The sequence below is a fragment of the Pelagimonas sp. genome, from assembly GCF_050633425.1.
GTDB lineage: Bacteria > Pseudomonadota > Alphaproteobacteria > Rhodobacterales > Rhodobacteraceae > Pelagimonas.
On sequence record NZ_JBOEGM010000023.1, the window covers coordinates 35,659 to 60,231 of the forward strand.

Sequence of the window (24,573 nt, forward strand, 5' to 3'; positions counted from 1 at the left end):
CTTGCCGTGATTGTTTGACGCAGAATTGCGCGGGGTTTGGTGAAATTTTCCATTAGTCGAGTTCCTCCAATGTGAAGTCCATGAATTGTTGTTCTCTGAGTTGAGCCGCAGCCATTGCCAGTTCGGCATCGCTCAGAGGACGGGTGCGGGCGGCTTTCAGTCGAGTAAGGACCGATACCAGCCTGACCAGTTCGGCCCGTGCGTAGGTGTTGAGTGCCATCGACTCTTGAATATCGGTGGTTTGTCCGATCCGCTCTACGATGTTGCGAACACGAAGGGCGGCAGCTTCTACATTCTGCATAGAGCTGTTGGCATAGAAACTTGCGCCACTGCCTGAAATCGAAAGGTTCGAGTTCGCCAGCAACGCGGGGTCGATAGTTCCCAAGGCGTCAATCCCACCAACGCGGGTGAGATATTCGTTATATTTCTGGGGGATCACCTGCACGTAATGCTGGGTTTCCTTGAAAGGCGGAACGCCACCGTAGTTTTGAACGTTGCCGGGTCCAGCGTTATAGGCAGCAAGCGCGTGGATGATGTTGCCATCAAACATGCGAAGCATCTGCGCGAGATACCGTGCGCCACCTTCAACCTGCAAATAAGGGCTGTCATAGTAGGCGGGGTAAATACCCAGATCACCCGCCGTAGGTGGCATGATTTGGGTCAGACCGAACGCACCTACTGGCGACCGTGCGCCAATCGTAAAGCGACTTTCCTGCCAGATAAGAGCTTGCAACAGACAACGCCACTGTACGACCGAAAGACCTGCCTGACTGACGCCGTTCAATCCGTGCGTTTCTTGGGCCACACGGATAATAAGCTGTTCGATGTTCAGGTTTGCGTCCCCAAACATTTGATCACCAGCAGGGTTGGTGTCGGTCGGTGAGTAAAGGGCGTCAGCAGATTGTTCCGGTAATGCGCCGTCTTCGAGACCTTGAACCATTGCAGGAATATTCTGACCACCAAAACTGGTTTGTGCGTCGAGGATGTTTTGCAGCACTTCAAGCTGTTCGGCTTCAATTTCCGCAATAGCCTCGGCGGTCGAAAGACGTTCGGCCTGTGTCGCAAGATCAGCCTCGCGCCGCAGGTTGGCGGCTTCGTTGCGAATGATCAGGCCCCCATCGACCGTTGGCACACCTTGAGCGAACGATGATGTTGCCCAGATCAGGCAAAGAGCCGTTGTTGATAGGGTAGGGCGCATCACTGACCCCCCGGTCCACCAAGCGGCGTAAAGCTGCAATCATCAACCGGCGCTGTTGCCGTAGACAAGCGGCCACTGGATTGCGGTAGAAAGCTGAGCGAGTTCGCCGAGCGGGTGACGGTCGCGCCGCTGTCAGTGTTGAAGCAATTAGCTGTCAGCCCTTGATATTCACCACAGGCAGTCAGAGTGAGGCCCAGAAGCAATAATACAGTTCTTGTCATTTGACTCTCCAAAAGTCTGGACGCTGGCGGTAATCGGCACCCACCAACTGTTCTCCTTTTTTCATCCCGCCGAGGATGGTTAGCAGCGACCCGAGGGCGCTCAGATCAGCGTTCACAACAACTGATCCTTGGTCGTCTCTCACAAGCCCCAGGCGCGATGCGCTTGGGGTTGTCAGCATCACATCAAGTTCCTTGTCTTCGAGGCTTAGAAGGTCATAGTCAGCCGCCTTCGCCTTCGAGTTGGGGAGTAGGATTTGCGTAGGCACCGCCTGCAAAATTGTCTCTGCAACGCCGGTCTTTTTGAGCTGGCTTGGGAATTGGGTCATCATCACAACGACCGCATTCTGTTTCCGCACGGAAAAGAGCCAGCTTTCCAGTTTTTCGCGGAAGTAATGGTTGTCGAGCGACTTCCATGTTTCGTCCACGATGATCAAGGTTGGCTTGAGGTCTTTCATGGTCCGTTCGACACGGCGGAACAGATACGAAAGCACAGCCATGCGTTCCCGTTCACTGGAATCGTCCAGAATGCCGGTCAGATCGAAACCCACAAAATCGCCATCAAGTGAAAAGCTGTCCTCTAGGTTCTGACCAAAAATCCAGCCGTAGCGCCCGTCAGCAGCCCATTCACGCGCACGTTGTTGCAAGTCACCGTCATCATCGGTTGCAGCAAACAACGAAGCTAGATCATCCCAATTCCGCAATGAGGGGTCAGCCGCCTCGGCGTTCTGGCGGATCACCTCTTGAATTTTCGTTCGCTGCAATGGCGTGTAGGACCGATCATCGCGGCTAAAGAGGGACATGAGCCATTCGTTCATCCACGCTTGACCTTCAATGTCGGTCTCGGTCCACAGCGGGTTCAAACCTGTTGGTTCGCCTGCCTTGATCGAAGAATACGTGCCGCCGTTTGCGCGAACCGCCATCTCCATTCCGAGGCGATAATCAAAGACGAACACCCGCGCACCGGCCCGCCGCGCAAGCGTGGCAAGGAAAGCCGACAGGACCGACTTACCGGCACCCTGCCGACCAAAGATCAGCGTGTGACCGCCTGTAGGTTCCGCATCGGGGGAGCCCTTTTCATGGTAGTTGAACCAGAATCCAGAGCGTTCGGGCGTTGGGAGCATCGTGATTGGGACGCCCCAAGGCACGTTATCGCCAGTCTTCCCCAAAGGCGTGCGGTGAAATGCGGCAAACGACGCGAAATTCTTGCTGGTCACGATTGCCTTGCGGCTGCGCTTAACCGAGTTGCCGGGGTGTTGCGCAAAGAAGTGGGTCCGCAGAGCGAAACCTTCTTTGATGATTTTCACGCCCTGCGTAAGTGCGCTACTGCGTATCTCTGCCGTGTAATCATCTAGTTCAGGAACAGAGTCAGCAAAGAGCGTCACCGACATATGGTGATCCCCAAAGCTAAGACGGCCACTTAGCAATTCATCACGCGCAGCCGCGAGTTGTTCATACTGCGTTACTGCGCCATCTTCGGTCGTCTGCATCAAGCGCATCTGGCGCTTAATCCGATCATCCATAGTGTTGCTGTTCACCGGCGTGAAGGAATGCGTGATCACCATGTCGATAGGCAGGTTGAGTTCATCGAACATCGTGCAGGGCGTTCTTTCGGAGTAATCCTTGATCGCCAAGGTCGTGCCGATTTTCTTACCGACCGAGCCACCAGTCAGTTCAAAGCTATCGCCCTTGAATGTGACCCGCGTATTGGCAACAGCATCAGCGACAACGCCATACTTCGTGCCGGAATAGAGGGGGGTTTCTTCGCCAGTGTTGAGACTGCCAAGGAAGCCCAATAGCTCACCACTCTCTGCGTTCAGAAGGCGTGGTTGCATATCGGCGAATGTGGTGCTGATGAAGCCAACCGCCTCGCGCAGCGCCCGCATACGTTTGGCCGTTTCTTCACGCAAAGCCTCGATAGATTTTTTTGGTGAGAACGGAACTTTCTTTGATGTTGCGGGACGGTGCATGATTGTCAGCGTGAGCGTCTTATCCCGCATACCAGCGTTCGCAAGAAAGGCCCGCCATTGTTCATCGACCGCAGCTGCAAAGCTATCGCCCTCGATAGGTTTCATTGCCGGATCAATGGGCTTAGAGACCTTATGCACGTAGTAGGCAAACTGGTGGCCGCTGTCCGATACGATTTGTGCGAACAGGTCACGTATTTTGTCCAGCTCGTCGTCGTCTTTCGTATAGCTGTTAATGCCATCAAGACGGATGCACTGGAACAGTTCATTCCCGCGCGTCCGCACGGTCTGATCATCTACCAGACTGACATAAGGAAGCATCTGTGCGAGGTGTTTTTCCTTCGCAACCCAATGGGGCAACAGCGATGCAGCGTCAAAGCCATCTTCAAGGCGCATAGCTATCTCCATCGTGAATTTTACGGTTTGTCGTGGGAGGCGTCTCTTGCAGAGTCGTCACAACCACGTCCAAGAAATTTGGGTCCCAATCCGCAGCTTTACGCAGAGCGGGGTAGGCGGCCACGGCAAGAACCGCGACCACCCAATGTTGTGTCCACAGAAACACCAGAACGCCGCCGAACAACCACACCATCGCGTACATGACGGGCAAGCCGAGTAGCTTCGGCTGTCTGAGCAGTCCTTTGAAAAGTGGGGTTTGTTCGGCCATTCGTAGTGTTCCTTATGTGGTCCAGATTGCAGCGACGATTGTTGGTGCGGCTGCGATCCCCGCGATCCCGATGATCACCCAGAGGGCTTGACGGAAATCGAGGATGCCAAAGAGCCACGAAAGGAACACACCGATCAGAGCCAGTGTGCCGATCACGATACCGAGCGGGCCGGTAATCGCATCGACGATGCCTTGCAGAACACTTTGGACAGGTGAGAGGTCGATGGATTGCGCTAATGCCGGTTGTGCCAGCATCAGGAATACACCGATCAGTGTCACCACGTTGGTCGTATTTGGCTTCATGAGTTTTCTCCTTCTAGCCGGTTAAACACAGCCAGCACCCTGCTGACGTGATTTTGGGTTTCCCGATAAGGCGGGATACCGTTGTTGCGCGTCACAGCATCGGGGCCAGCGTTGTATGCAGCCAATGCCAATCGCGCATCCCCGAATTGGACCAGCATCATGAGAAGATACCGGGCCGACCCGTCGAGATTCTGTTGCCAATTGTGAGGATCGACGTTCAGGTCACGCGCTGTCTCAGGCATGAGTTGCCCAAGGCCGATTGCGCCGACCTGACTCCGAGCGCCGACGTTATAGGCACTCTCGATTTCAATGTTTGCTCGGAACAACAAACGCCATTCAGTCACCGAAAGCCCTGCACGACGCAGGGCAGGGTGGCTTGCGTAGCGCATAGCTGTTGCGTCGATTGCTTGAAGAATTTCAGGGCGCGGCACAGCGGCCCTTGGTGCAACAGACGCAACGCGAAAGTCGCCATCTGTTGTCTCACTCTCAACAGCAGTGCCTTGACCGAAAAGTTGCAGTCCTTCGGACGCTGACCCTTGGCCCACACCATCATTGTAATTTCGTGCAAAGTTGTCTTGCGCAGTAGACTCACTCAGTGAGCCGTCGCCGTTCATTACAAGCACCATGCTCTGCGCAAGAGCAGGGGTGCTGGCGAGTATTAGAGCAGCAAGACTAGCTGTCGCTACTTTCGATAGGCCTGTCTGGCAGGGCGTGCAACGTGCGACCGCCTTCAAGCATCGGAATGTTGACTTGTGTGAAGCCCATGCTTTCGAGGAAGGAGATAAGGCCGTTTGCTGTCTTAAAGGTACGGACTGCAATTTCGTCGTCGTCGCCGAGCTTCTTGCGGGCTGGGACGAGCAGTTTTTCGTATGTGCGTTCCTTGTTGACGACGCGGATAATCCAGATGCCGTACCAAACCGCAGCTTTCTTTGTAGCTTTGGTTTTGCACACAACCTCTGCTTGATAACCGCTGTCAACAAGGGTCTTGAAATGCGTTTCTGTGACCACATTAGGCGCTTCTTTATTTATGTTTGTCGCCACGATCTGCGTCACCTCCATGGTCAGCAGCAGTGGCACCCTTCTCAGGCACCACCACATTACAATGTTATAAAACCATCATCAAGTTATAATATTGTCACTCGATGCAAGTCTTCCTATATACCACCCTTAAGCAGCAAGATTACTTTTACTCAAGTATGATAAGGAAACAACCACTATGGCTAAGTCACGGAAGACGACTTACACTCTTATAATCTGGTTTGTTTTTATGGCTCATTCGGCAATTGCTGAAACGTGTTTGGCACCAACCAGACCATTTGTACCGAGCGACCCCGCGTCCGCACGGGAATACGAAGACCTTATCCGACAAGATTTCGAAGACTACATCACCAATGTTCAAGACTATTTCCGTTGCATGGAAGGCGAACGCGCGAGGGCGTTCACCGAGGCTCAGGAAGTTAGTCAAGAATATGGTCGTTTCGTTCAACAGATGGCAAATTGAACTCGCAACTTTCAGTTGATTTGATCTAGGTGAGCCATCGATGTATCTCTCGCCCGCGACAGGGGTTCTTGTGGCCTTCATATGTTCACAAGAAACCCCTCGAAATTCACCCAATGTCGGAAACCTTTAACAGTGAGACTGTGCCACCCTTGAAAACAATCACTTAGCATTTTCTATTGATGACACTGGGGCAGGGGCCATAGCAGACCTTCGCCGCATCGTGCATGAACCGGTAATTTGCGGGACGAAGCTGACTTATGCACATGCAGCTAGTGCTAACGCAGAAAACTTTCGCTCTTGCAGCGTGGCATTTGCGGCGGGGCAGCGAATTTCACCGAACCGGCCCTTAAAATCACATCATTGGGCGGTTTCCAACCCCGACCAGTCGCTGCAACCTCGATGAGATAGAAAGACGAGGGACTATCCGCGCTTTCGTTGCGCCAAACCTCAATGGCAGCTGACAACAATTTGGTACCCACAGAGAAGAAACACGTTGGGTAGGACAACACGTAGGGGTGGATTCTACCCAGATCTGGATGTGTCAAAGAGACTCAGGTTGAAAGTCCTTGCGCTATCCGCCGGCTAGTAATCTGCGCAACAACGTCCTCTTAAGGGTTCGCATCTAGCCATCTGAGTATCGGATCTATCTGCCAATCTGCGTTCAGTGTTGGTGTGTGGCCGACTCCTTCAAATTCAATCAGTTCGGCGTGGGGCAACCTGTGAAGCATCTCGTTTGCTAGTGTTTCAGTCAAAAAATCTGACTGTGTACCTCGCAGAACCAGCACCGGGCAAGTTATGCGCTCCCAGTAGTTCCATAGGCTAAAGTGCATAAACATAAAGTATCGGCGAAAGTTCTGAAGAATATTCGGATCGTGCCGCAACTCAAAACCCACATCAGTCTCGATCGCACTGGTTACGGCCATTCTGTGCCAGTTATCGTCTGTCATGGGCCCAAATGGTGTAAGTGTTTCACGCAAATGTGCCTCCACATCGTCAAGGTTGGAGAATTGATGAATGGTTCCGGCATAAAGAGTTACCCGAGAGAGGGCTGAATATGGAACTTTTGGGCCAATATCATTGACGATGAGACGCTTTATTGGAGAGTTCTCTAAACCTGCCAGACTGATCCCCATCAGGCCTCCAAGGGACGTTCCAATCCAATCGAAATGGGCAAGCCCGCGTTCCGCAGCCAGCGTAACGATGTCTGAATTGTATTGCAGAAGTTGGTAGTGCTGAGGATCGCTCAACCAATCGCTCTGACCGCGTCCAACCAGATCGGCACAAACTACCCGGTTACCCTCGGCTGAAAGCTGACTAGCAAGATAGTCAAAGTCGTGGCTGTTGCGGGTTAGCCCATGCACACAGAGTACATTGTTTTTGGCCGGATATCGCCCGAACTCACGATAGGCTATTTCGTGAAACCCAACGGGTGAAATGCAGGTTACCTTGCCTGTAAGATCTGCATTCAGGGAAGGCATCAATTGGCTTGGGCATGTTTTTTTGGATTGTCTCGCTGTCATCTTAGTCCGCGTAACCTGTTACAACTGCTTCACGAACCACGCGCGCATTTAGGTTTCTCTTGATAAGTTCGGCCCCAAAGCGCAGGCGCATGAAGGGGTTTCTACTGAATCGTTGGGTCCTGGCATAAAATTTCTTTTCCAGTCTGGCGACTAGATCCCGGTAGGGATCTTCCAAGCTTGATGTCACGTCAAACCCGTCATAATGAACAATGCTGTCGACCCGGCCGTGCAGCGTGCTGCAAATGCCTGAAACCAGCGCCTCTATCTCAGATAGTTGTAAAGTATGCGATATCGTCAGGCCACGGAAATTGAATTCGAGCATATTTTTTTCCCGATCAAACTGTATTCGTTCTTTTAATGGCGCGTCGAAAATGTCGACTTTCAAATTCATTGGCCTATCCATGAATATGCGCGCATCCATTGAACGAACCTCACCGATAATTGGCTCAAACTCCATATGGGCCAGAATATCGCGCTCAATGTCGATGCCGGGCGCAACCTCAATCAGCTCAAGCCCTTTCGGGGTGTTTTGAAACACGCAACGTTCTGTCACATAGAGCACTGACTGTTCCATCTCAGCCGCAAAGGGCCCTGAAAAGGTGATCTGATCAACCTGGCCAAGAAACTTCATGGAATGACCTTCATTCAGGATGTTCAGCACCCCTTCGCGAATGGTTGTCTCAAGGCCACCGGCCTTAAATGTGCCCGCAAGCACCAGACGACCTGCATTTTGACTGATGTTGATAAAACCTCCGGCTCCGGCAAAGCGTGACCCAAATTTGGAGACGTTTACATTGCCGTGCCTATCGGTTTGGGCCATGCCCAGACACGCCATATCGAGTCCGCCGCCGTCATAAAAATCAAACTGCAAACTTTGCTGGATGACTGCGTCAGGGTTAAGTGCAGCACCAAAATCCATGCCGCCCTGGGGCATGCCACCAATTACCCCGGGTTCAGCGGTCAAGGTTACGCAATCCAGCAGACCTTCTTCTGCCGCCACACCCGCTACGCCTTCCGGCATTCCGATGCCGAGGTTAACGACACCATCAATTGGCAACTCAAATGCCACGCGCCTTGCGATAGCCTTGCGTTGATCTAGCGGCAAATTTGGGATGCTTTCGAGAGGGTGGCGCAGCTCGCCTGAAAAGGCGTGATTATATGGCGTCGCGTAGGTCTGCATATGGTTTTCACGGCTGGATTTCACGACGCAATCCACCAAGGCGCCGGGGATTTGCACACGGTTAGGGTTCAGAGAGCCGCGTATTGCGGTCCGTTCAACCTGAACGATGACAACACCATCCGAATTATGCGCGGCCATGGCCATCGACGTCGCATCGAGCTTGAGCGCCTCGCGTTCCATCGTCGCGTTGCCTGTTAGATCAGCTGTCGTTGCGCGCAACAAGGTGGCATCAATTGGGAATGACTTGTAAAACAGCCATTCTTTACCGTCGATAACCTGCAAAGACACAAGGTCTTCTTCTGTGCGACTGTTGATTTTCCCGCCCTGGAGGCGGGGGTCCACAAACGTCCGCAGCCCGACTTTGGACAGCATGCCGGGCTTTGCGCCCGCTATTTCGCGATATAGCTGGCTTATACAGCCAAGCGGCAAGTTGTAGGCTTCGATGTCGTTGTCTACGGCCATTTTTGCAAGCTTTGGCACGAGCGCCCAATGCCCGCCAATGCCGCGTTTGATCAGCCCTTTGTAAGCCAGCCTGTTCAGTCCCCGGTCCTTGCCGTCGCCGGGGGCCGCAGCGAACACCAACGTTAAATCGCGCGGGTGGCCAGTTTCAAGGAAACGCTGTTCCAGCGCGATCAGCAACTCATCCGGCGTGCCAACACCCACAAATCCGGACACCGCAACGGTATCCCCGTCCCGGATAACCGAAATGGCCTCCGCTGCGCTGACCGCCAGATTCGCCATCGATAGTCCCTATTGCCGTTCGCTCAGCCACTTGAAAATACCGTCCCCGACAATGCCTTGGCTTTTGCTACTGACGTAAACGCCAACATGGCCGCCGGGCAGCGCAAGTTCGGTATAATCTATTGTGCCCACATATTTTCCCAATGCGGTCGAACATGGGGGGGGAATAATATGATCTCCCTTGGCATAGACATTGAGCACAGGCATCGTGATCTGGCTTAGATCAACATTTTCTCCTGAAATTTCCAACGTGCCATCCACCAACCGGTTTTCCTTGTAAAGGCCGATGAGCCATTGTTTCGCCGCCTCACCCGGATGGTTGGGGCGGTCTGCCAGCCATTTCTCCATACGCAGAAAATTCTTCAACCGTGCCTCATCTTTGAAGGCGTCGACAATGCCAAGATTGTATTTTGTCATCGTGTTGATCGGTGTCATTTGTTGAAAGACGCTCGACATGATGTCACCGGGTAGCGTGCCAAAGGCCTCTACCAGGCGGTTGATATCCTCATCCTGCAGATTACGGGTCCACAGGTTGATGAAGCCGTGGGTTTCCTCCGGGTCCGTTTGATCGGCATGAAAGTCGATGGGCGTGATCGTCAGCATCAGATTGCGGATTTTTTCGGGATGGCGCGCCGCATAGATCGTGGAAAACACCCCCCCTTCGCAAATCCCCAGGAGTGTGAGTTGGCCAACACCCGCATCCGCACAGATGGCATCGACGCAATCGTCCAGATACCAATCAACATAATCATCCAATGTCAGACATTGATCCGACCGGTTGGGATGCCCCCAATCGACTACATAAAGATCAACCCCGCGCGCCAACAGATTGCGCACCAAAGATCGGTCCTCCTGAAGATCGATCATAGTGTAACGCCCAATCAAACCATAACAAATCAAAACCGGCCCAATGGTTGATTTGACGCCGTCAAGCGGTTCGTAATGATGCAGCGTCACCTTGTCCTGTGCATGAATCAAGGTCTTTAGTGACGTGCCCACTTCAATGTCGGCATCCTTGATCTGGGACAGAGCCTCCGTTCCTTTTGAGATGTTTTCAAAAAGCTCCTGCGCCTCTTTCAACAGCAGGCTGCTTTCGCGGAATTCAGCCATTTTTTGTCGTCCTTCCAGTTGGAGAATCGCCGGGTTTCTTTGGATTTGCCGCCGCCAGCTGCTTCTTCAATCCACGCATTTCCTTGCGCAGCAGATAGACAGTCTTGTGCAGGTCATCGACTTCCGTGCGCGTTGGCATGGATCGCGCTTCACACCAAGCCTCAACCATCTCGCGCTCGCGCAAGCGGTATTCGACGCCGCTGCGCAAGAGCTGGCGGTGGGCCTCCAGAAATTCGCGTGTGCGTTGGGTTTTGATCAGCTCATCATTGGCAATAGCGAACCAGCGGTCGCAAAACACCTTTGACCCCTTGAGCGCGACATCTGGCTCTTGCGCCACTTCATTCGAAAAGGCCGCAAATGCGCGGGTCCAGGCCTTGCCGATGACAACCTGGTATTGGGTGTTGGCCTCTTTCAGCGCCGCCCATTCTTTCATGGTCTTCAGGCTCTGCCGTTCCAGCGTGCCAATGTCAGATAACTCGGGCCCCTCCACAAGCTTGTTGAGGGTCTTGTTGAGTTCATCCGATCCGGCAAATAGCAGGCGCGCCGGATCCATCATGCGCTGCATTGTCTCGGACACAACATCTTTGTTTTTCATCCAGTCGGCGTTTGGCATGCGGGCACTCCACGCTGCCATCTTCTCCTGAAACGCATCAAACAGATTGCTCGTCGCTGCGCCTCTATCAGCGCCCGGTTTCTCCCAAAAATCGGAATAGGCCTGCATGAAATGCGCCTGGTTTTCCATCATTGCCTTTATGGCCTGTGCCATGGGTTTTGATGTGTCGCTCATGTCGTGCCTCACAATAGTGTTTCCAGGATATTGAGTGGATTGCATTGGCGGGCTACGCGATGCCACCGATGCAGACGTACTTCATCTCAAGATAATCCTCGGTCCCGTGTTTTGAGCCTTCGCGACCCTGACCAGATTGTTTGACACCGCCGAAGGGGGCGACTTCCGTCGAGATCAGACCGGTATTGACGCCGACCATGCCGTATTCCAGTGCCTCTGCGACTTTCCAGACACGAGACAGATCATTGGCATAGAAGTAGGATGCCAACCCAAAGATCGTGTCATTGGCCTGCTCGATGACATCTTCAGTGGTTTCAAATCTGAACAGAGGCGCGACCGGGCCGAAGGTCTCGTCCGAGGCGATCTTCATTTCCTTGGTGACGCCGGTCAGAACAGTCGGCTCAAAGAACGTACCGCCACGCGTATGGGCTTTGCCGCCTGTCACGATTCTTGCGCCGAGCTCAGTCGCGTCGGCGATATGCTCTTGAACCTTTTCCACGGCCTTATTGTCGATAAGTGGACCAGCAGTAACGCCATCTTCAAAGCCATCACCAACAGAGATTGCTTTTACCGCAGCCGTCAGTTTTTCCGCAAAAGCATCATACACACCCGACTGGACATAGATTCGGTTTGCACAGACACAGGTTTGCCCGTTGTTGCGGTATTTTGAGATTATCGCGCCTTCGACAGCTGCGTCGAGGTCGGCATCGTCAAACACGATGAACGGGGCGTTTCCACCCAATTCCATTGATGTCTTCATGATCTGGTCGGCCGATTGACGCATCAGAATACGACCAACTTCCGTTGAGCCGGTAAAGGTCAGCTTGTGCACCTTGACATTTGAACAAAACTCTTTGCCGATGTCAGAGCTGGATGTTGATGTCACGATACTGAACAGCCCCTTGGGCAGGCCAGCTTCCTCCGCCAGAGCGGCCATCGCCAGCGCAGACAAGGGCGTTTCTGCGGCGGGTTTGGCAACAAAGGCGCACCCAACTGCGAGGGCCGGGGCAACCTTGCGCGCGATCATCGCGTTGGGGAAATTCCAGGGTGTGATAGAAGCAACCACGCCGACGGGCTGGCGCATGACCATGATGCGCTTATCGTGTTGGTGTCCGGGGATCAGATCGCCATAGATGCGCTTGGCTTCCTCGGCAAACCATTCGATGTAGCTGGCGCCATATAGGATTTCGCCTTTCGCCTCGGCGAGTGGTTTGCCCATCTCGGCACACAGGATCGCAGCCAGGTCATCTGCGTTGGCAATCATAAGATCGTGCCACTTGCGCAAGACGTTTGCACGCTCTTTGCCGGTGCGTTTGGCCCAATCAACCTGTGCCTCATAAGCAGCGTCAATTGCAGACCTTGTTTCAGCAATACCCATATCGGGAAGCTGAGCAATTTTGTCGCCGGTCGATGGGTTTGTGACATCAAACGACTTTCCGTCGCTGGATTTCGTTGTCCACTCGCCCCCCACGAAGGCCGCGCCTTTCACAAGATCATGGTTCTTCAGTCGGTGAGGGTAGTCTGCAAAAAACAATGCCATTGGTGGTGTCTTTTCATTTGGTGTGTTGCCCCCGCGCAGGTGCAGCGCGAGGGCGATAAGATTAGCGGATTGCAGTTGGGTTGATCATCATCTGAACTGCGCCTTTCAGGCGGGTCGCACCCAGAACAAACATGAACTCGTTGACGTTGTCGGCAACAAGCTCGCGGGTTTCCATGTTTTCAAGAATGAAAATACCGTTCTGTGGGATCAGGATTTGGTGGACCTTGAAGACGCCATCGGTACCTTCTTCGAACGGCAGAGTTTCAAGGCCCCACGTGTCAGCACCAACCGCGACGACGCCGATTTCAGCGAGATATTCTGCGCCTGATATACCAAGGCCGGGTTCAACGGACACATAGCGCTGGTGATCCGGGTTTTCACCATCAAGAAGGTTCAGCCAACCGGAGTGGAACAAGACGGTATCGCCTTCGCGGATTTCGACGCCTTGTGCACTGGCAGCAGCTTGGATGTCTTCTTTCGTGTAGGGTGTTCCTTCCTGCACAATTTCCTGATCAAAATGCGCCGCCATATTCAACAGAACCCCACGGGTCACAATTGGCGGCAATTTTTCAATGCCCAGCTTTGTGAGACCGTCTGCTTTGGCAAATTCGGAATCGTGAAAGCCATTGTAATATGTGTGCTTCACGCCGATGTGGCCCAGCCCGTCGATCTGCGGCCCAATTCCCAGCCAGCCGGTGAAGATATCGTCGTTATAGGTCATACCATTCGAGCCCAGACCATCGGTCTCGATCTGGTTTGGCTGCAAAACGGTGACGCTCATGCTGCGCGGTGAAAATGCGGGCGTAGAGGAATCTACAACGATCCCAAGATTATAGGTTTTACCGGTTGTGATCAGCTGCGAAGCCGCCAGTACGCTTTCTGGTGTAATACGGTTGGCGGCACCGATTTCGTCTTCCGGACCCCATTGAGACTCGGTCCAGTCCTGTGCGACAGCGCCACCCGCCAAACAGGCTACAAAAGCAGCAGTTATTGCAATCATCTTCATCGATTTTTCCTCCCTTGGAAATTTGCGGTCTAAAATTTCAAGGGGGTCGCGACCGCTCCACGGATCCCTTCAACACGCTGGATCAAAGCGAAGCTTCGTATATCCGGCGGGCATCTTGCAGCGTCACTTCCCGTGGGTTGTTCACAAGGAGACGTGTCTGGTTCATCGCATCGGTCGCAAGCCGGTCGAGATCACCTTCTGCAATTCCGACCTGGCGAAGTCCTTTTTCAAGCCCAAGATCGACATTGAGTTGGATTAACCGTTCGATGAAGTCGTTACAGATTTCGTCGGTCGATCTGTTGGTGTCGATTTTGGGAAAGACATGTGGTGCAAGTTCTGCATATGCAGGAGCGCAATGGGGAGCATTAAATCGCATCACCTCTGCGAGAACCAGCGCATTTGATAACCCGTGAGGTACGTGAAAGATGCTCCCAATCGGATAGGCAAGCGCGTGGACAGCTGCGACCGGCGAGTTGGCGAAGGCCTGGCCCGCAAGCATTGAGCCGAGTAACATGTTGGCCCGCGCTTCAATATTTTTCCCATTGCTGACGACTTCCCGAAGGTTTGCGCCAAGCAGATCGAGAGCCTGCAAAGCGAGCGTTTTAGAGATCGGGTTGTTGTTGGGGCTCTTGGAAGTGTAGGCCTCAATAGCATGTACCATAGCGTCAACGCCGGTTGCAGCGGTGATTTGGGGCGGCAGTCCAATGGTCAGTTCTGCGTCCAGCAATGCAATGTCCGGTAGGATGATCGGTGAGACAATCCCCTTCTTCTCCTCAGTCCCCGTGGTCAATATGGACACGGCGGTCACTTCGGAGCCGGTGCCCGCCGTCGTTGGCACAAGGACCAGCGGCAAACGTTGGCCTTTGGCTTGATTGACGCCATAGGCCGCGTCGATGGATTGTTCAGACGCCGCGAGAAGCGCAATGACCTTGGCCACATCCATCGAACTGCCACCGCCGAAACCCACGACGGCTGAGATCTTGTTTGCTTTTGCAATTTTGACGGCTTCAAGCACCGTTGTCGCCTTGGGGTCAGGTTCAACAGCGTCAAAGACAGTGGCTTCAAATCCGTGGCTACGGATGCTTTTGAGCGCAGGCGCGCTGAGGCCAAGTTTTACGATCCCCGGGTCAGTGACGAAAAGGACGTCTTTACGATCACTTGCAAAGGGCATGCTCTCCAGCACTTTGCCCAATTGAGTCGCACCACCCAACATTTGCCGGATGGATGGTGTGGTGTTGAATATGAAGTCCGTCATTTCGCTACCCTCATGCCGCTTCACTGGTGTTCATGATGCTGATTTTGCCGCGCTCGATAGAGTAAACATTGTCCACGACTTTCTCGGAATGCGTGTAGTCCGACTCTGAGATCAGCACGGAGAGTTTCTCGGATTTCAAGTTCGAGATAACTTCCATCAATCGCTGCGCGAGCGCCGGGGCAACGCCCTCAAAAGGCTCATCAAGCAAAAGCAAGTCTGTGCCGGCAACCATCGCGCGGCCCAACGCGACCAGTTTCTGTTGCCCACCGCTGAGGGTGAGGGCCTTGCGATCTGCAAACCGGCCGATCTCTGGCATCATTTCATAGACCCAACGAAGGCGCGTCTCATCTGTCTGCCCGCTCGCCCAGAGCGTGACCTTGATGTTTTCTTCAACCGTGAAGTGAGGCACGAGACGGCGATCTTCTGGCAGGTAGCCAATACCCAGGCCTGCACGTTCGTGGGGTTTCATATCCGTCAAGATATGGTCACGGAATCGAATTGAGCCGCTGCGAACCGGCAAAAGTCCCATTATTGCACGCAGGAGCGTCGTCTTGCCCGCACCGTTTCGACCAATCAGTCCGCAGGTGCTGCCTTCTGCTATGTCGAGGGACACGTCGTGAAGAATTGGGACGCGTTGAATGGACAGATCTATGTTATCAATTTTCAACATTTAAGATACAGCCTCCTCTGAAGTGCTTTGTCTGTGAAACTCTCCACCAATGACGAACTCGCGGACTTTGTCATTCGCGAGAACCTCGGCAGTCGGGCCATCTGCCAGGATTGTTCCCTCATAGAAGGCCGCGACTCGTGGCGAGAATGTCTCGATGATTTCCATGTCATGTTCGATGAACAACACGGCAGTTTTGGTCGTTTTCAACGCATCGATGAGAACACGCATGATGTCCATTTTCTCGTCCGCGCTGACACCGCTGGTCGGTTCATCGAGGAACAGAAGGTCAGGCCCAGACACAGTGGCCATCGCGATGTCGATCAGCTTGCGAACCCCTTGAGGCAGCGTTGTGATCTCCTGCTCGGCCCATTGTTCGATCCCGAAACGGGCAAGGATTTGCATCGCTTCATGTCGGATCTCTTGGTTGATTGCTGGCTTGAATAGTACCGGCCGATCTTGCTTGGCAATGGTCAGCGCGATCAGCATGTTGTCGATCACAGACAGCTCAAGGAACAATTGCGGAATCTGAAAGGACCGGCAAACCCCGAGTTTGGTAAGCTCACGTGTTGGCCTGCCAGCTATATTCGTGCCGCGGTAAAGGATCTGACCGGAGCTTGGCGTCAGATACCCTGTCACCATGTTCACAAAGGTTGTCTTCCCCGCCCCATTCGAGCCGATAACGCCGAGAACTTCGCCTTCACTGATAGTGATATTGATATCAGACGCAGCGACAACTGCACCAAATGTCCGTTCAAGATTTTTCGTTTCAAGAATAACAGTCATGCGTTCACTCCCCTGGAGTTTTGGCCGGCGAAACGGACGTTTGTGATGGTTTACGGGTGCGATTGATCAGCGACCACAGGCCCTTAGGCAGGAAGATGATAATCAACAGCATCACTGTGCCGAGGATCATCTGCCATGTGTTCGGAGAGATCTCGACAGCGTAAACCCGTAGAATTTCCAGCAGAAACGTGCCGACAAGTGGTGCGATTATGTTTCCAGTGCCCGAAAGAATTGAGATGAAAACAAACTGACCGGATGTGGTCCAGTTGGTCATTTCAGGGTCGACATGGCCAAGTGATAGCGCCCACAAGACCCCGCCCACCGAGGACACCGCAGCTGCGAGCATATAGGTGATGTGGACAGCTTGGTGCGCAGAGGTGCCAAGATATTCAACGCGTAGCTCATTCTCGCGGATCGCTTCGTTCACGTATCCCATCGGACTACGCAGATAGCGGTTCAACATGATCGCAATCGCGATGACCGGGATGACGGTAGCAATGTAGAGCGCATATCGCCCAACCTCGCCTGTTGGTGCCCACCCCAGATAGGTCGCGGCAGGAAGGTTGAAGCCGTCGGTGCTGCCGAGTTCCTCACTGCTGGAAAGCATGCCAAACAGAATCATTGAAATCGCCAGCGTCAGCATGGCAAAGAAGATTTCCCGGTAGCGCCGCAAGAGGAAGCCAAGAACACCCGAGATTAACAGGCTGGTGATGATGCCAAGCAAAACCAGGACAAAGATGTCCGAAATGCTGAAGAATTTCCCAGCAAGCCCTGCCGTATATCCGCCGATGCAAAAGTAAAGACCTTGACCGAAGGACACGAGACCGGCGCGCATTTGGATCATGACGCCAAGTGCCACCAACCCGGTGCCCAATGACACCTGTACATAGTTGACGATCCATTGAGGCAGCACGAAAGCCAGTGCAATGAGAATGGGAATGGCTGTGAGCAGAGCGGTTTCTGTTTTGTCTATATTGCGGATCATATCTTTCTTCCTTCAGCCATGGCGAAGAGACCGTAGGGCTTTACGGCAAGAACTGCGGCCATCACGAGGTAGATGGAGAACAGCTCCGCAGGCGGATAAATGTGGACTGAGGCGGCACGTGCGAGACCAACGATCAAAGCGCCGATCATAGCGCCTCCGATGCTGCCCATGCCCCCAATGACGATCACGGCAAAGGCCATGACAATGATTTCGGCACCGATGCCCGGCGAGACGGAAATCTCGGGAGCCGTCAAAGCCCCGCCTAGCGCGCCGAGTGTCGCCCCAATGACAAATGTCACGGTGAAAAAGAGCGTGACATTGATGCCAAGAGCCGAGCTGACTTCGCGGTCTTCGATGACTACCAAAAGCAACTTGCCGATGCGCGTTTTGTTCAGAACGATGAAAAGGATCAACCCAAGCGCAAGGGCGATGCCAATGATCATGAATTTGTAAACCGTGTAGGGAATACCAAAGACATCGATCGTTCCAAGCCAATATGCGGGCTGATACGCGACGTAGGATTCTGTTCCCCAAATGAGTTTTGTGACATCTTCGAGGATCAGAAAGATCGCGTATGTAACGAGCACCATGAGAACCTCATCGCGGCCATACATGAAGCGAAGAATTCCCCGCTCAATCAAGAGACCCGCGACAACCCCGGCTACAAGTGCGGCGACGGGAATGATTAAGTAGGTCAAGGCAATAGTGCTGCCGGTTTGGGTGTAGAGGCCAATTGCCCAGGCAGATGAATACGCGCCAAGAGCATAAAAGCCCCCATGCGCAATATTGAGGATGCGCATCACACCGTAGATCAGGGTGAGGCCCACCGAAGAAAGGAACAACCAGGCGGCAAAACCCAGTCCGTCCACGGCGATTGCGAGAGCAGTAAGCATCGAAAGCTCCTTGCGGTTTGAGAACACCCGGACCGAACCGCCACAGTTGGGCGAGCGCAGGGGGTTAGAAAATTGAGGGGCAAAGCGCCCAACCGGAATAAGGTTGGCTGGGCGCTCCGGTGGTGAGATAACGCGCCGCCAGAGCGTTTTCGGCGGCGTCGTTACCCCAGAAGTGCCTAGTCGCAGGACGCGCCTTCAAAGCCACCATTGATCCAGTCAATTGAGTTGACCCCGGCAGGCGGGTTCACACATTCAGCGTCAAAGCGAATGATATCTACCAGCGTGGCTTTGCCGTTTTCGCGATCATACTTGTAAGTGCCGTATGCGGTGTCCTGGATTGCCTGATGGCCATTGGCCAAAGCCATGGAAACCATGCCGCTTGGGCCTTCCCATTCCAGACCCGTCAGCGCGTCGATCACCGCGTCGCGCTCAACACTGCCAGCCTTGTCAGCCGCAGCTTTCACACCTAACAGGGCCTGCGCCATCTTGTAGGAGGGATATGTTGGTAAAGTACCAAACCGGTCAAAATACGCCGCACGAAACCATGTGTTCAACTCAGAGTCTGGCGCAAGATCGCCATGTGGGCCACGTGCGCCGATGATTGTGCCATCGGGCATTTGTGCACCAAGACGATGCATCGCGGTTTCACCCGTCGTCAGTACAACACTTGAACGTTCAAACACACCACGACCCTGGCCCTGAATGATAAAGGCCTCCATGTCGCCGCCCCAAAAGCTAGAGTGGATCACGTCAGGTGTGTTTGTCAGAAGTGCTGAAATTTCAGAGCCATATTGCCCGGCATAGATTTTTGGAAACTGCTCTGTTGCCACTTCGGACGCAGGATCCAACTGAACAATGGATGCAGAAAAATCGCGCCATGAATCTTGGCCCCAAGCGTAGTTCTGGTTGATCCCGGCGATCGAATCTATGGAGGTGCCGGTTTGCTGAAGGTAGCGGGCTGCAGCGACGTTATCCATTGTCGCATGGCCACCTGTGCGAAAGGTATATTCGGGGTCGGTGACGATTTCTTCAAAGATCTGCGGTGTGCCACAGTCGAAGAGGATCGTCAGCATTTCCAGTTTCTCGGCCTCAGGTGCAATCGCCTTGCAGCTTCCCGATGAGATGTAACCAACGACCATATCCACTTCGTCTTTCTGGACGAGGCGTTGGAAGTCTGCATTCTTTTGTTTGGAATTCTCATCCACGAACAGCGGGTCGATCATGGCACCGGCGAAACCTGGTGTGCTGTATTGACCGGGAACACTTCCTGAATTGATGGATTCGATCATCAGCTCTGCAGCGTTGCGCGCCGGAACACCGAACGGTCCTGCGGCACCCCCAGACAGAAACGTGACAAAGCCTACTTTGACACTTTCGGAGTCTTGCGCTTGCGCCGCACCAAATGAGAAAGTCGCAGCCATCGCGGCGGCTGTTGTGGTTGTGAGAACGGCGCGCATGCGCGAAGTTTTGTTTTTCATGGTTTCCTCCCATTGAAGACAAGGGGCGCGCCGCATGCCATCGCATGTCAGGCATCCAAAACGCCTTATTTGACGTTCCCCCCTGACACCAAAATTGTTGGTATCAAACGGAGGATAAAAGTAGGGAGCGACTTGTATCAATTTGTAGAGAAGCGCTTTATGAGCGCTATCCGCTCAAATCGACGAATCTGTGAGCGACTTCCGCTCGAAGTCAAAATTAATCTGATTGATCTGCCAGATCCGGCCATCTTTCGGGCGGGTAAAAAACTTCCCACTCCCCCAACAGGATCGTTGCGGGTTCGAACCGATTGTCGAAAACCGTGCGCCCGATTGCCTGAACCTGCAACATCTGATGATGGTCAGGATCCATGTGGGACCGAAACCCGTTGGGATCTTCTGGCAGATGGATTTCAATGTGGCGGAGTGCATGGCGAAGCGCCGCGGGGTCATCTGTGCCACCGGCCTGTCTGACAGCTTTGGCGATTACCATAATTCCGGAATATGCCCCTTGTGCCGCATAACTCGGATAACGCCCCGAGCGTTCAAAAAAACGCGCCACAAAATCCTCGTTTTCTGGTGTTTGTGGCCAGTTCACGTGATGCCTTGACGACAAAACAAGACCAAGCGGCATGTCATTTCCAAGCTCAGCCAAAACTTCAAAATTGCCACCGGCATCAAAGTTCATGAATGCGGATTGTTCAAACAGATCGGTTTGAGTTGCCTGCCTGATAAATGTCACCAGATCGAGGCCCCAATGTCCGTTGATCACGATATCCGGTTGCGCTGCATTGATGGCCTCGATGTAGCTGGAGTAGTTTGTTTCAAACAGTTTCGGCCAGTAGACGCCGACGGTATTGAAGGGGACCTCATGCAGTTCCAGAAACCGTGTCAGATCTTCCCAGCTTTGGTATCCATACTCGTAGTCCGGGCCAATGAAAGCGATATTGAGCGGCGTGCCAGTGTCAGAATAGTGTTCCTTGATGTATTGTGCCCCGGCAAACATCGACTGGCGGCTGCCGTTTGACACCCGGAAGTAGTTTTCATGCAGCGCGTCAGACGTTAGGCTCGGGGATGCGTGGTCTGTGCCGATGAAGAACACTCCGGAGTTTTTGACAACTTCGGTCACCGCCAGCGCTATGCTTGAGCTGACAACGCCACACACAAAATCCACGTCATCTTCTTCGATGAATTGCCGTGCTATCTGCAGCGATCGCAGGGTTTTTGACCGCGTGTCCTCAATCGAGATCTCAAATTGCAGTGGGTCGTCGAAATCCGCCCCTGACAGATCTTCTAGTGCCAACTCGATTGCAATTGCGCTGTCACGTCCATAAAGGCCGCCCGGTCCGGTCAGGGGATACAAGCATCCGATTTTGACCGGCGCTGCGACTGCGCCCACAGCAAGCGTGGTGCCAAGACACATAGCCATCGTCAGACGCACGGTGACCTTCCACATCAAGATAACCCCAGCTTTTGCATTTTTCGCTTTAAAGCGTGACGCGAAATACCAAGTTGATCCGCAGTTACACCTTTCTTCCCACCATTCTTGCGCAGCGCATCCAAAACAAGGTTCCTTTCGACCGCAAAAATGGAGTCTTCAATGCTGACTGGCTCATGAACCTCTGCTTCCCGTATCTCAAGCGGGAGCTGATCGACTGAAATGGTCTGACCAGCATAATGGATCGTCAACCGCTCAATAAGGTTTTTCAGTTCCCGAACATTTCCGGGCCACGAATAAGCGTTCAGAAATTCGCCTACCGACTTCGCAAAGGATATGGGCCTTGTGTTACCTTCAGCAGCGAAACGTTGTGAAAAATATTGAGCCAGCAACGCCACATCCCCTTCCCGATCTCGCAATGGGGGAAGCGAAAGGGGCACAACATTCAATCGAAAGAACAAGTCGCGCCGGAAGTTCCCGTTTTCAACCTCTTGTGTCAGGTTACGGTTCGTTGCCGCGATTACGTTTACATCTGAAAACAAATCCCTAGGCATGCCGAGGCCCCTGAATGTCCGGGTCTCAAGGAACGTCAAAAGTTTGGCTTGGACATTAAGAGGAATTTCGCCGATCTCATCCAGAAGCAGGGTTCCCCCGTCAGCGATTTCCAGCAAGCCCTTTCTTTTCGCAACAAGGCCGGGCAAAGCTCCGCGTTCCGCACCAAACAGTTCGGCTTCGATTTGGTTTTCGACAAGGGTCGCGCAATTGATTTCGACAAATGGGCGACCTGACCCGGCTGTATTGAGATGCATTTCCCGGGCGATGACGGCCTTGCCAACACCGGTTTCGCCGAGAAGCAGGATGGTTTTTGCCTTGCTTTTGGTGATTGCAGACAGCTCCTGGCGCAGATTCTTGATGGCAGGGCTGTTGCCTATGAACGCTTCGTTCGTCGCATTGCGATCGCGCAGATATTGGACTTCGGATTCCAACCGTCGTTTTTCGTCGGTCTCACGAATGAGCAGGATCAGCTCATCGACATCAAATGGCTTGGCCAGATAGTCTACTGCGCCCATTTTCATGGCTGTTACGGCATCTTGTGTGTCATCGAACGCAGACATCATGATGACCGGGATGTCTGGCTCATCTGCTAGCAGACGTTCAAGGACTTCGAGACCATTCATTCCTGGCATCCTGATGTCCAGCAAGACAATATCGGGCTGGTTTTTTCTGGCCATTTCACAGCCTGCAAGGCCGTTATGAACCTCTGAGCATTCCATACCCGCCTGCCGCAACGTAAAGGCAAGCGAGCGCGTCAGATTTATCTCGTCATCTATAATCAATATGTTCGCGGCCTTCATTGCGTTTTCCTATCACCCGCGAATGGAAAATGAAGGCTGACAGTCGTGCCTTCCCCCCAAATGCTATCTATTGTCATTGATCCGCCATTTGCATCGACCAACTGGTTAGTAATCGACAAGCCCAAGCCAGTTCCGCCGGATTTTGTAGTGAAAAACGGTCTCAGTATTTTGCTGCTTACTGCATCATCCATGCCCTGCCCATCGTCTGCCACGACCAACTTTGCCATGCCTCCATCTTTGTAAATGCGAAAGCGAAGTTGCCCGCCGCCGGGCATTGCCTCGAACGCATTCAGCGACAGATTGAGGAGGATTTGGCGGAGTTGTGCCGGGTCGACATTTATTCGAATGCTGGAGTCTCCGGAAGCACTTATCGCAATAGACCTTTCGTGAGCCGTTGCACTGACGAGCTTATTTACGCTCTTGACTATATCTCGAACCTGCACGTCCTGTCGTTCTGGTTCCCGCGGCTTCGCAAAATTCACAAATTCCGAAATCGTTTCATCGATACGGTTTATTTCAGTCGCGACCAAGTCGTACATTTCTTTGCGGTCGAGTTGGTCTTCACCGCGACTGAGGCCGTGTAAGGTCGCTGAAACCGTCGTTAGTGGGTTGCGAATTTCATGTGCAATTCCAGCAGCCATATTTCCAAGGGTCGCTCTGCGTTCAATGTCCACCCGGGACGCGATCAGTATTTCCAACTGTTCGCGCATCCGATTATACGATCGTGCAAGTGCGCCCAACTCACCTGGACCTTCCTCACTGACAGGGATCGAAAAATCTCCATTTGCAATAGCCTGAGCGCCGGAATTCAAGGGGGTCAGGTACCCGGACAAGCGCCGCGACATCTTGAAGAAAAGAAACACCAGACCAAGAGCCGAAAGCGTCGCAACCAAGAGCATCAGATATCTTATCCGCAGTCTCGGTTCATTGAGGTCATTGCCGACCTCAACAAGATTTAGCCGCCAGCCTGGCAGAACCTGTTTTGATCTCGCAATAACTGTCCCGACTGGGGCCTCAACCCCGACGACGCTTACTCTGATGCGCTCAAAAACGGTCAGTTGCGGAGCGTAAACGCCCGGTTTCAACAAATCTCCCGCGAGTTCGGTAAGGGATGATAAACGCGACCGTATTGCGACATACCCGATAAGCACTTGCTCGCGCAAAACCGGTTGGCGGATCAATATCCAGCCAGGTTGCCCGGCTGTTGGCATCACCGGACCTATGATCTCTGTGCCATCAATCTCAACAATTGGCAGGGTCGTCGAATTATGGGTGTTGGGACGACTGCGAGATTGTGGGATGGTCTTGATGATCTGCCCGTCTGGGCTTGACAGCTCAATTGCATAGATATCAGGGCTTCCAACTTCAAGAAGCAGAAAATCCGCAAGTTGAGGCGTCAGAGGCTGATCCTTTGCGCCAAAAAATATGGCTACGTCCCGGAGGTCCGCAATGTTTTCTAGGCGAGTTCTGTGAGCCGACAAATAGTTGCTCATCCGCGCTGCTACGGCTTCCACCTCGCCATTTAGGCGACTTGTTACCAGCGTACTCAAGAGGCTCGCGCTGTATCGATCATAGATGAACGCAATAAGAACAAGCGGGATCAAAGCCGCAACCAAAGCGCCCCATAAGTATCGACGTGCAAGGTTTAATTTCGGGAGTCTTACCCACATTTCCAGTTCCACCTTTGGGGATTTTGTTGGACTTCATTATGGGCGTCAACCGATCAATCCATGAAAGATGAGCGGAATTCGCTCATAAAGTTTCCTGTTCGAGTTGAAACTCCAGCGTCACATCTTTAGAACGAGACTTCTGCGAGGCTAAAGGTGACCGACACCGTTTCGGCTTTACTAGCCAGTGTCTGAGCTCAGAATCAACGACCGCTCTTTCCTCCACGGGACAGTGTAAGTTTTCATGTTGTTGCAGCAAATGTCGTGCTGCGAGCGCACGCAGCAAGAACTTGACACTTCAGCTAAGGGCTCTGTCC

23 protein-coding genes are annotated in these 24,573 nt (G+C 53.1%); 1 reads left to right on the forward strand and 22 read right to left on the reverse strand.

The annotated features are described in order from the left end of the window. Positions 1-52: 52 nt before the first annotated feature. From ACRBB0_RS19830 to ACRBB0_RS19860, 7 genes are read right to left on the reverse strand one after another with little or no spacing between them, the layout of a single operon-like run. Positions 53-1,198, reverse strand: a complete 1,146-nt coding sequence (locus tag ACRBB0_RS19830; protein ID WP_431376198.1) for a lytic transglycosylase domain-containing protein — start codon at positions 1,196-1,198, stop codon at positions 53-55. Beyond that, positions 1,198-1,419 carry a hypothetical protein gene (locus ACRBB0_RS19835; protein WP_431376199.1) on the reverse strand — a complete coding sequence of 74 codons (222 nt, stop codon included), beginning with the start codon at positions 1,417-1,419 and terminating at the stop codon, positions 1,198-1,200. Before ACRBB0_RS19835 ends, ACRBB0_RS19830 begins: the two co-directional genes overlap by 1 nt. Then, a complete protein-coding gene (locus ACRBB0_RS19840) occupies positions 1,416-3,779 on the reverse strand; it encodes a type IV secretion system protein B4 (protein ID WP_431376200.1) in 2,364 nt (787 codons plus the stop codon). Before ACRBB0_RS19840 ends, ACRBB0_RS19835 begins: the two co-directional genes overlap by 4 nt. Then, the gene (locus ACRBB0_RS19845) at positions 3,769-4,047 is read right to left on the reverse strand and encodes a type IV secretion system protein VirB3 (protein WP_431376201.1); all 279 of its coding nucleotides are present in this window, start codon (positions 4,045-4,047) and stop codon (positions 3,769-3,771) included. Before ACRBB0_RS19845 ends, ACRBB0_RS19840 begins: the two co-directional genes overlap by 11 nt. A 12-nt stretch (positions 4,048-4,059) precedes the next feature. Beyond that, entirely contained in the window at positions 4,060-4,350 is a 291-nt protein-coding gene (locus tag ACRBB0_RS19850; protein ID WP_431376202.1) for a TrbC/VirB2 family protein, read from the reverse strand. Next, positions 4,347-4,976 (reverse strand): lytic transglycosylase domain-containing protein, encoded by a 630-nt coding sequence (locus ACRBB0_RS19855; protein WP_431376203.1) that lies wholly within the window; start codon positions 4,974-4,976, stop codon positions 4,347-4,349. Before ACRBB0_RS19855 ends, ACRBB0_RS19850 begins: the two co-directional genes overlap by 4 nt. A 46-nt stretch (positions 4,977-5,022) precedes the next feature. Beyond that, positions 5,023-5,427 (reverse strand): hypothetical protein, encoded by a 405-nt coding sequence (locus ACRBB0_RS19860; protein ID WP_431376204.1) that lies wholly within the window; start codon positions 5,425-5,427, stop codon positions 5,023-5,025. Positions 5,428-5,617: 190 nt separating this feature from the next. On the opposite strand from ACRBB0_RS19860, the gene ACRBB0_RS19865 reads away from it, so the two are divergent. Further along, positions 5,618-5,851 (forward strand): hypothetical protein, encoded by a 234-nt coding sequence (locus ACRBB0_RS19865; RefSeq protein WP_431376232.1) that lies wholly within the window; start codon positions 5,618-5,620, stop codon positions 5,849-5,851. A gap of 608 nt (positions 5,852-6,459) precedes the next feature. Here the strand turns inward: ACRBB0_RS19865 and ACRBB0_RS19870 are convergent. The 15 genes from ACRBB0_RS19870 to ACRBB0_RS19940 all read right to left on the reverse strand — a co-directional run bounded on the left by ACRBB0_RS19870 (position 6,460) and on the right by ACRBB0_RS19940 (position 24,193). Then, positions 6,460-7,371: an alpha/beta fold hydrolase gene (locus ACRBB0_RS19870; RefSeq protein ID WP_431376205.1), complete on the reverse strand. Its 912-nt coding sequence runs from the start codon at positions 7,369-7,371 to the stop codon at positions 6,460-6,462. A 1-nt stretch (position 7,372) separates the two neighbouring features. Continuing rightward, entirely contained in the window at positions 7,373-9,292 is a 1,920-nt protein-coding gene (locus ACRBB0_RS19875) for an acyl CoA:acetate/3-ketoacid CoA transferase (RefSeq protein WP_431376206.1), read from the reverse strand. A 9-nt stretch (positions 9,293-9,301) separates the two neighbouring features. Continuing rightward, a complete protein-coding gene (locus ACRBB0_RS19880) occupies positions 9,302-10,402 on the reverse strand; it encodes an alpha/beta fold hydrolase (protein WP_431376207.1) in 1,101 nt (366 codons plus the stop codon). Continuing rightward, positions 10,395-11,189, reverse strand: a complete 795-nt coding sequence (locus ACRBB0_RS19885) for a poly(R)-hydroxyalkanoic acid synthase subunit PhaE (protein WP_431376208.1) — start codon at positions 11,187-11,189, stop codon at positions 10,395-10,397. The genes ACRBB0_RS19880 and ACRBB0_RS19885 overlap by 8 nt, the downstream gene beginning before the upstream one ends. A 52-nt stretch (positions 11,190-11,241) precedes the next feature. After that, a complete protein-coding gene (locus tag ACRBB0_RS19890; protein ID WP_431376209.1) occupies positions 11,242-12,729 on the reverse strand; it encodes an NAD-dependent succinate-semialdehyde dehydrogenase in 1,488 nt (495 codons plus the stop codon). A 61-nt stretch (positions 12,730-12,790) separates the two neighbouring features. After that, complete coding sequence (locus ACRBB0_RS19895) at positions 12,791-13,735, reverse strand: cyclase family protein (RefSeq protein WP_431376210.1); 945 nt, start codon at positions 13,733-13,735, stop codon at positions 12,791-12,793. 82 nt (positions 13,736-13,817) lie between these two features. Continuing rightward, entirely contained in the window at positions 13,818-14,990 is a 1,173-nt protein-coding gene (locus tag ACRBB0_RS19900; RefSeq protein ID WP_431376211.1) for an iron-containing alcohol dehydrogenase, read from the reverse strand. Positions 14,991-15,000: 10 nt separating this feature from the next. After that, positions 15,001-15,660 carry an ABC transporter ATP-binding protein gene (locus ACRBB0_RS19905; RefSeq protein ID WP_431376212.1) on the reverse strand — a complete coding sequence of 220 codons (660 nt, stop codon included), beginning with the start codon at positions 15,658-15,660 and terminating at the stop codon, positions 15,001-15,003. Continuing rightward, on the reverse strand, positions 15,661-16,443 hold the full coding sequence (locus ACRBB0_RS19910) for an ABC transporter ATP-binding protein (RefSeq protein ID WP_431376213.1): 783 nt from the start codon (positions 16,441-16,443) through the stop codon (positions 15,661-15,663). A 4-nt stretch (positions 16,444-16,447) separates the two neighbouring features. Then, positions 16,448-17,428: a branched-chain amino acid ABC transporter permease gene (locus ACRBB0_RS19915; RefSeq protein ID WP_431376214.1), complete on the reverse strand. Its 981-nt coding sequence runs from the start codon at positions 17,426-17,428 to the stop codon at positions 16,448-16,450. Continuing rightward, on the reverse strand, positions 17,425-18,321 hold the full coding sequence (locus ACRBB0_RS19920) for a branched-chain amino acid ABC transporter permease (protein WP_431376215.1): 897 nt from the start codon (positions 18,319-18,321) through the stop codon (positions 17,425-17,427). The genes ACRBB0_RS19915 and ACRBB0_RS19920 overlap by 4 nt, the downstream gene beginning before the upstream one ends. A 176-nt stretch (positions 18,322-18,497) precedes the next feature. Further along, the gene (locus ACRBB0_RS19925; RefSeq protein ID WP_431376216.1) at positions 18,498-19,799 is read right to left on the reverse strand and encodes an ABC transporter substrate-binding protein; all 1,302 of its coding nucleotides are present in this window, start codon (positions 19,797-19,799) and stop codon (positions 18,498-18,500) included. Between the two features lie 217 nt (positions 19,800-20,016). Beyond that, positions 20,017-21,252, reverse strand: coding sequence for an ABC transporter substrate-binding protein (locus ACRBB0_RS19930; RefSeq protein ID WP_431376217.1), 1,236 nt, complete (start codon positions 21,250-21,252; stop codon positions 20,017-20,019). Beyond that, positions 21,252-22,589, reverse strand: a complete 1,338-nt coding sequence (locus ACRBB0_RS19935) for a sigma-54-dependent transcriptional regulator (RefSeq protein ID WP_431376218.1) — start codon at positions 22,587-22,589, stop codon at positions 21,252-21,254. The genes ACRBB0_RS19930 and ACRBB0_RS19935 overlap by 1 nt, the downstream gene beginning before the upstream one ends. Then, on the reverse strand, positions 22,586-24,193 hold the full coding sequence (locus ACRBB0_RS19940) for a sensor histidine kinase (RefSeq protein ID WP_431376219.1): 1,608 nt from the start codon (positions 24,191-24,193) through the stop codon (positions 22,586-22,588). Before ACRBB0_RS19940 ends, ACRBB0_RS19935 begins: the two co-directional genes overlap by 4 nt. Positions 24,194-24,573 lie beyond the last annotated feature (380 nt).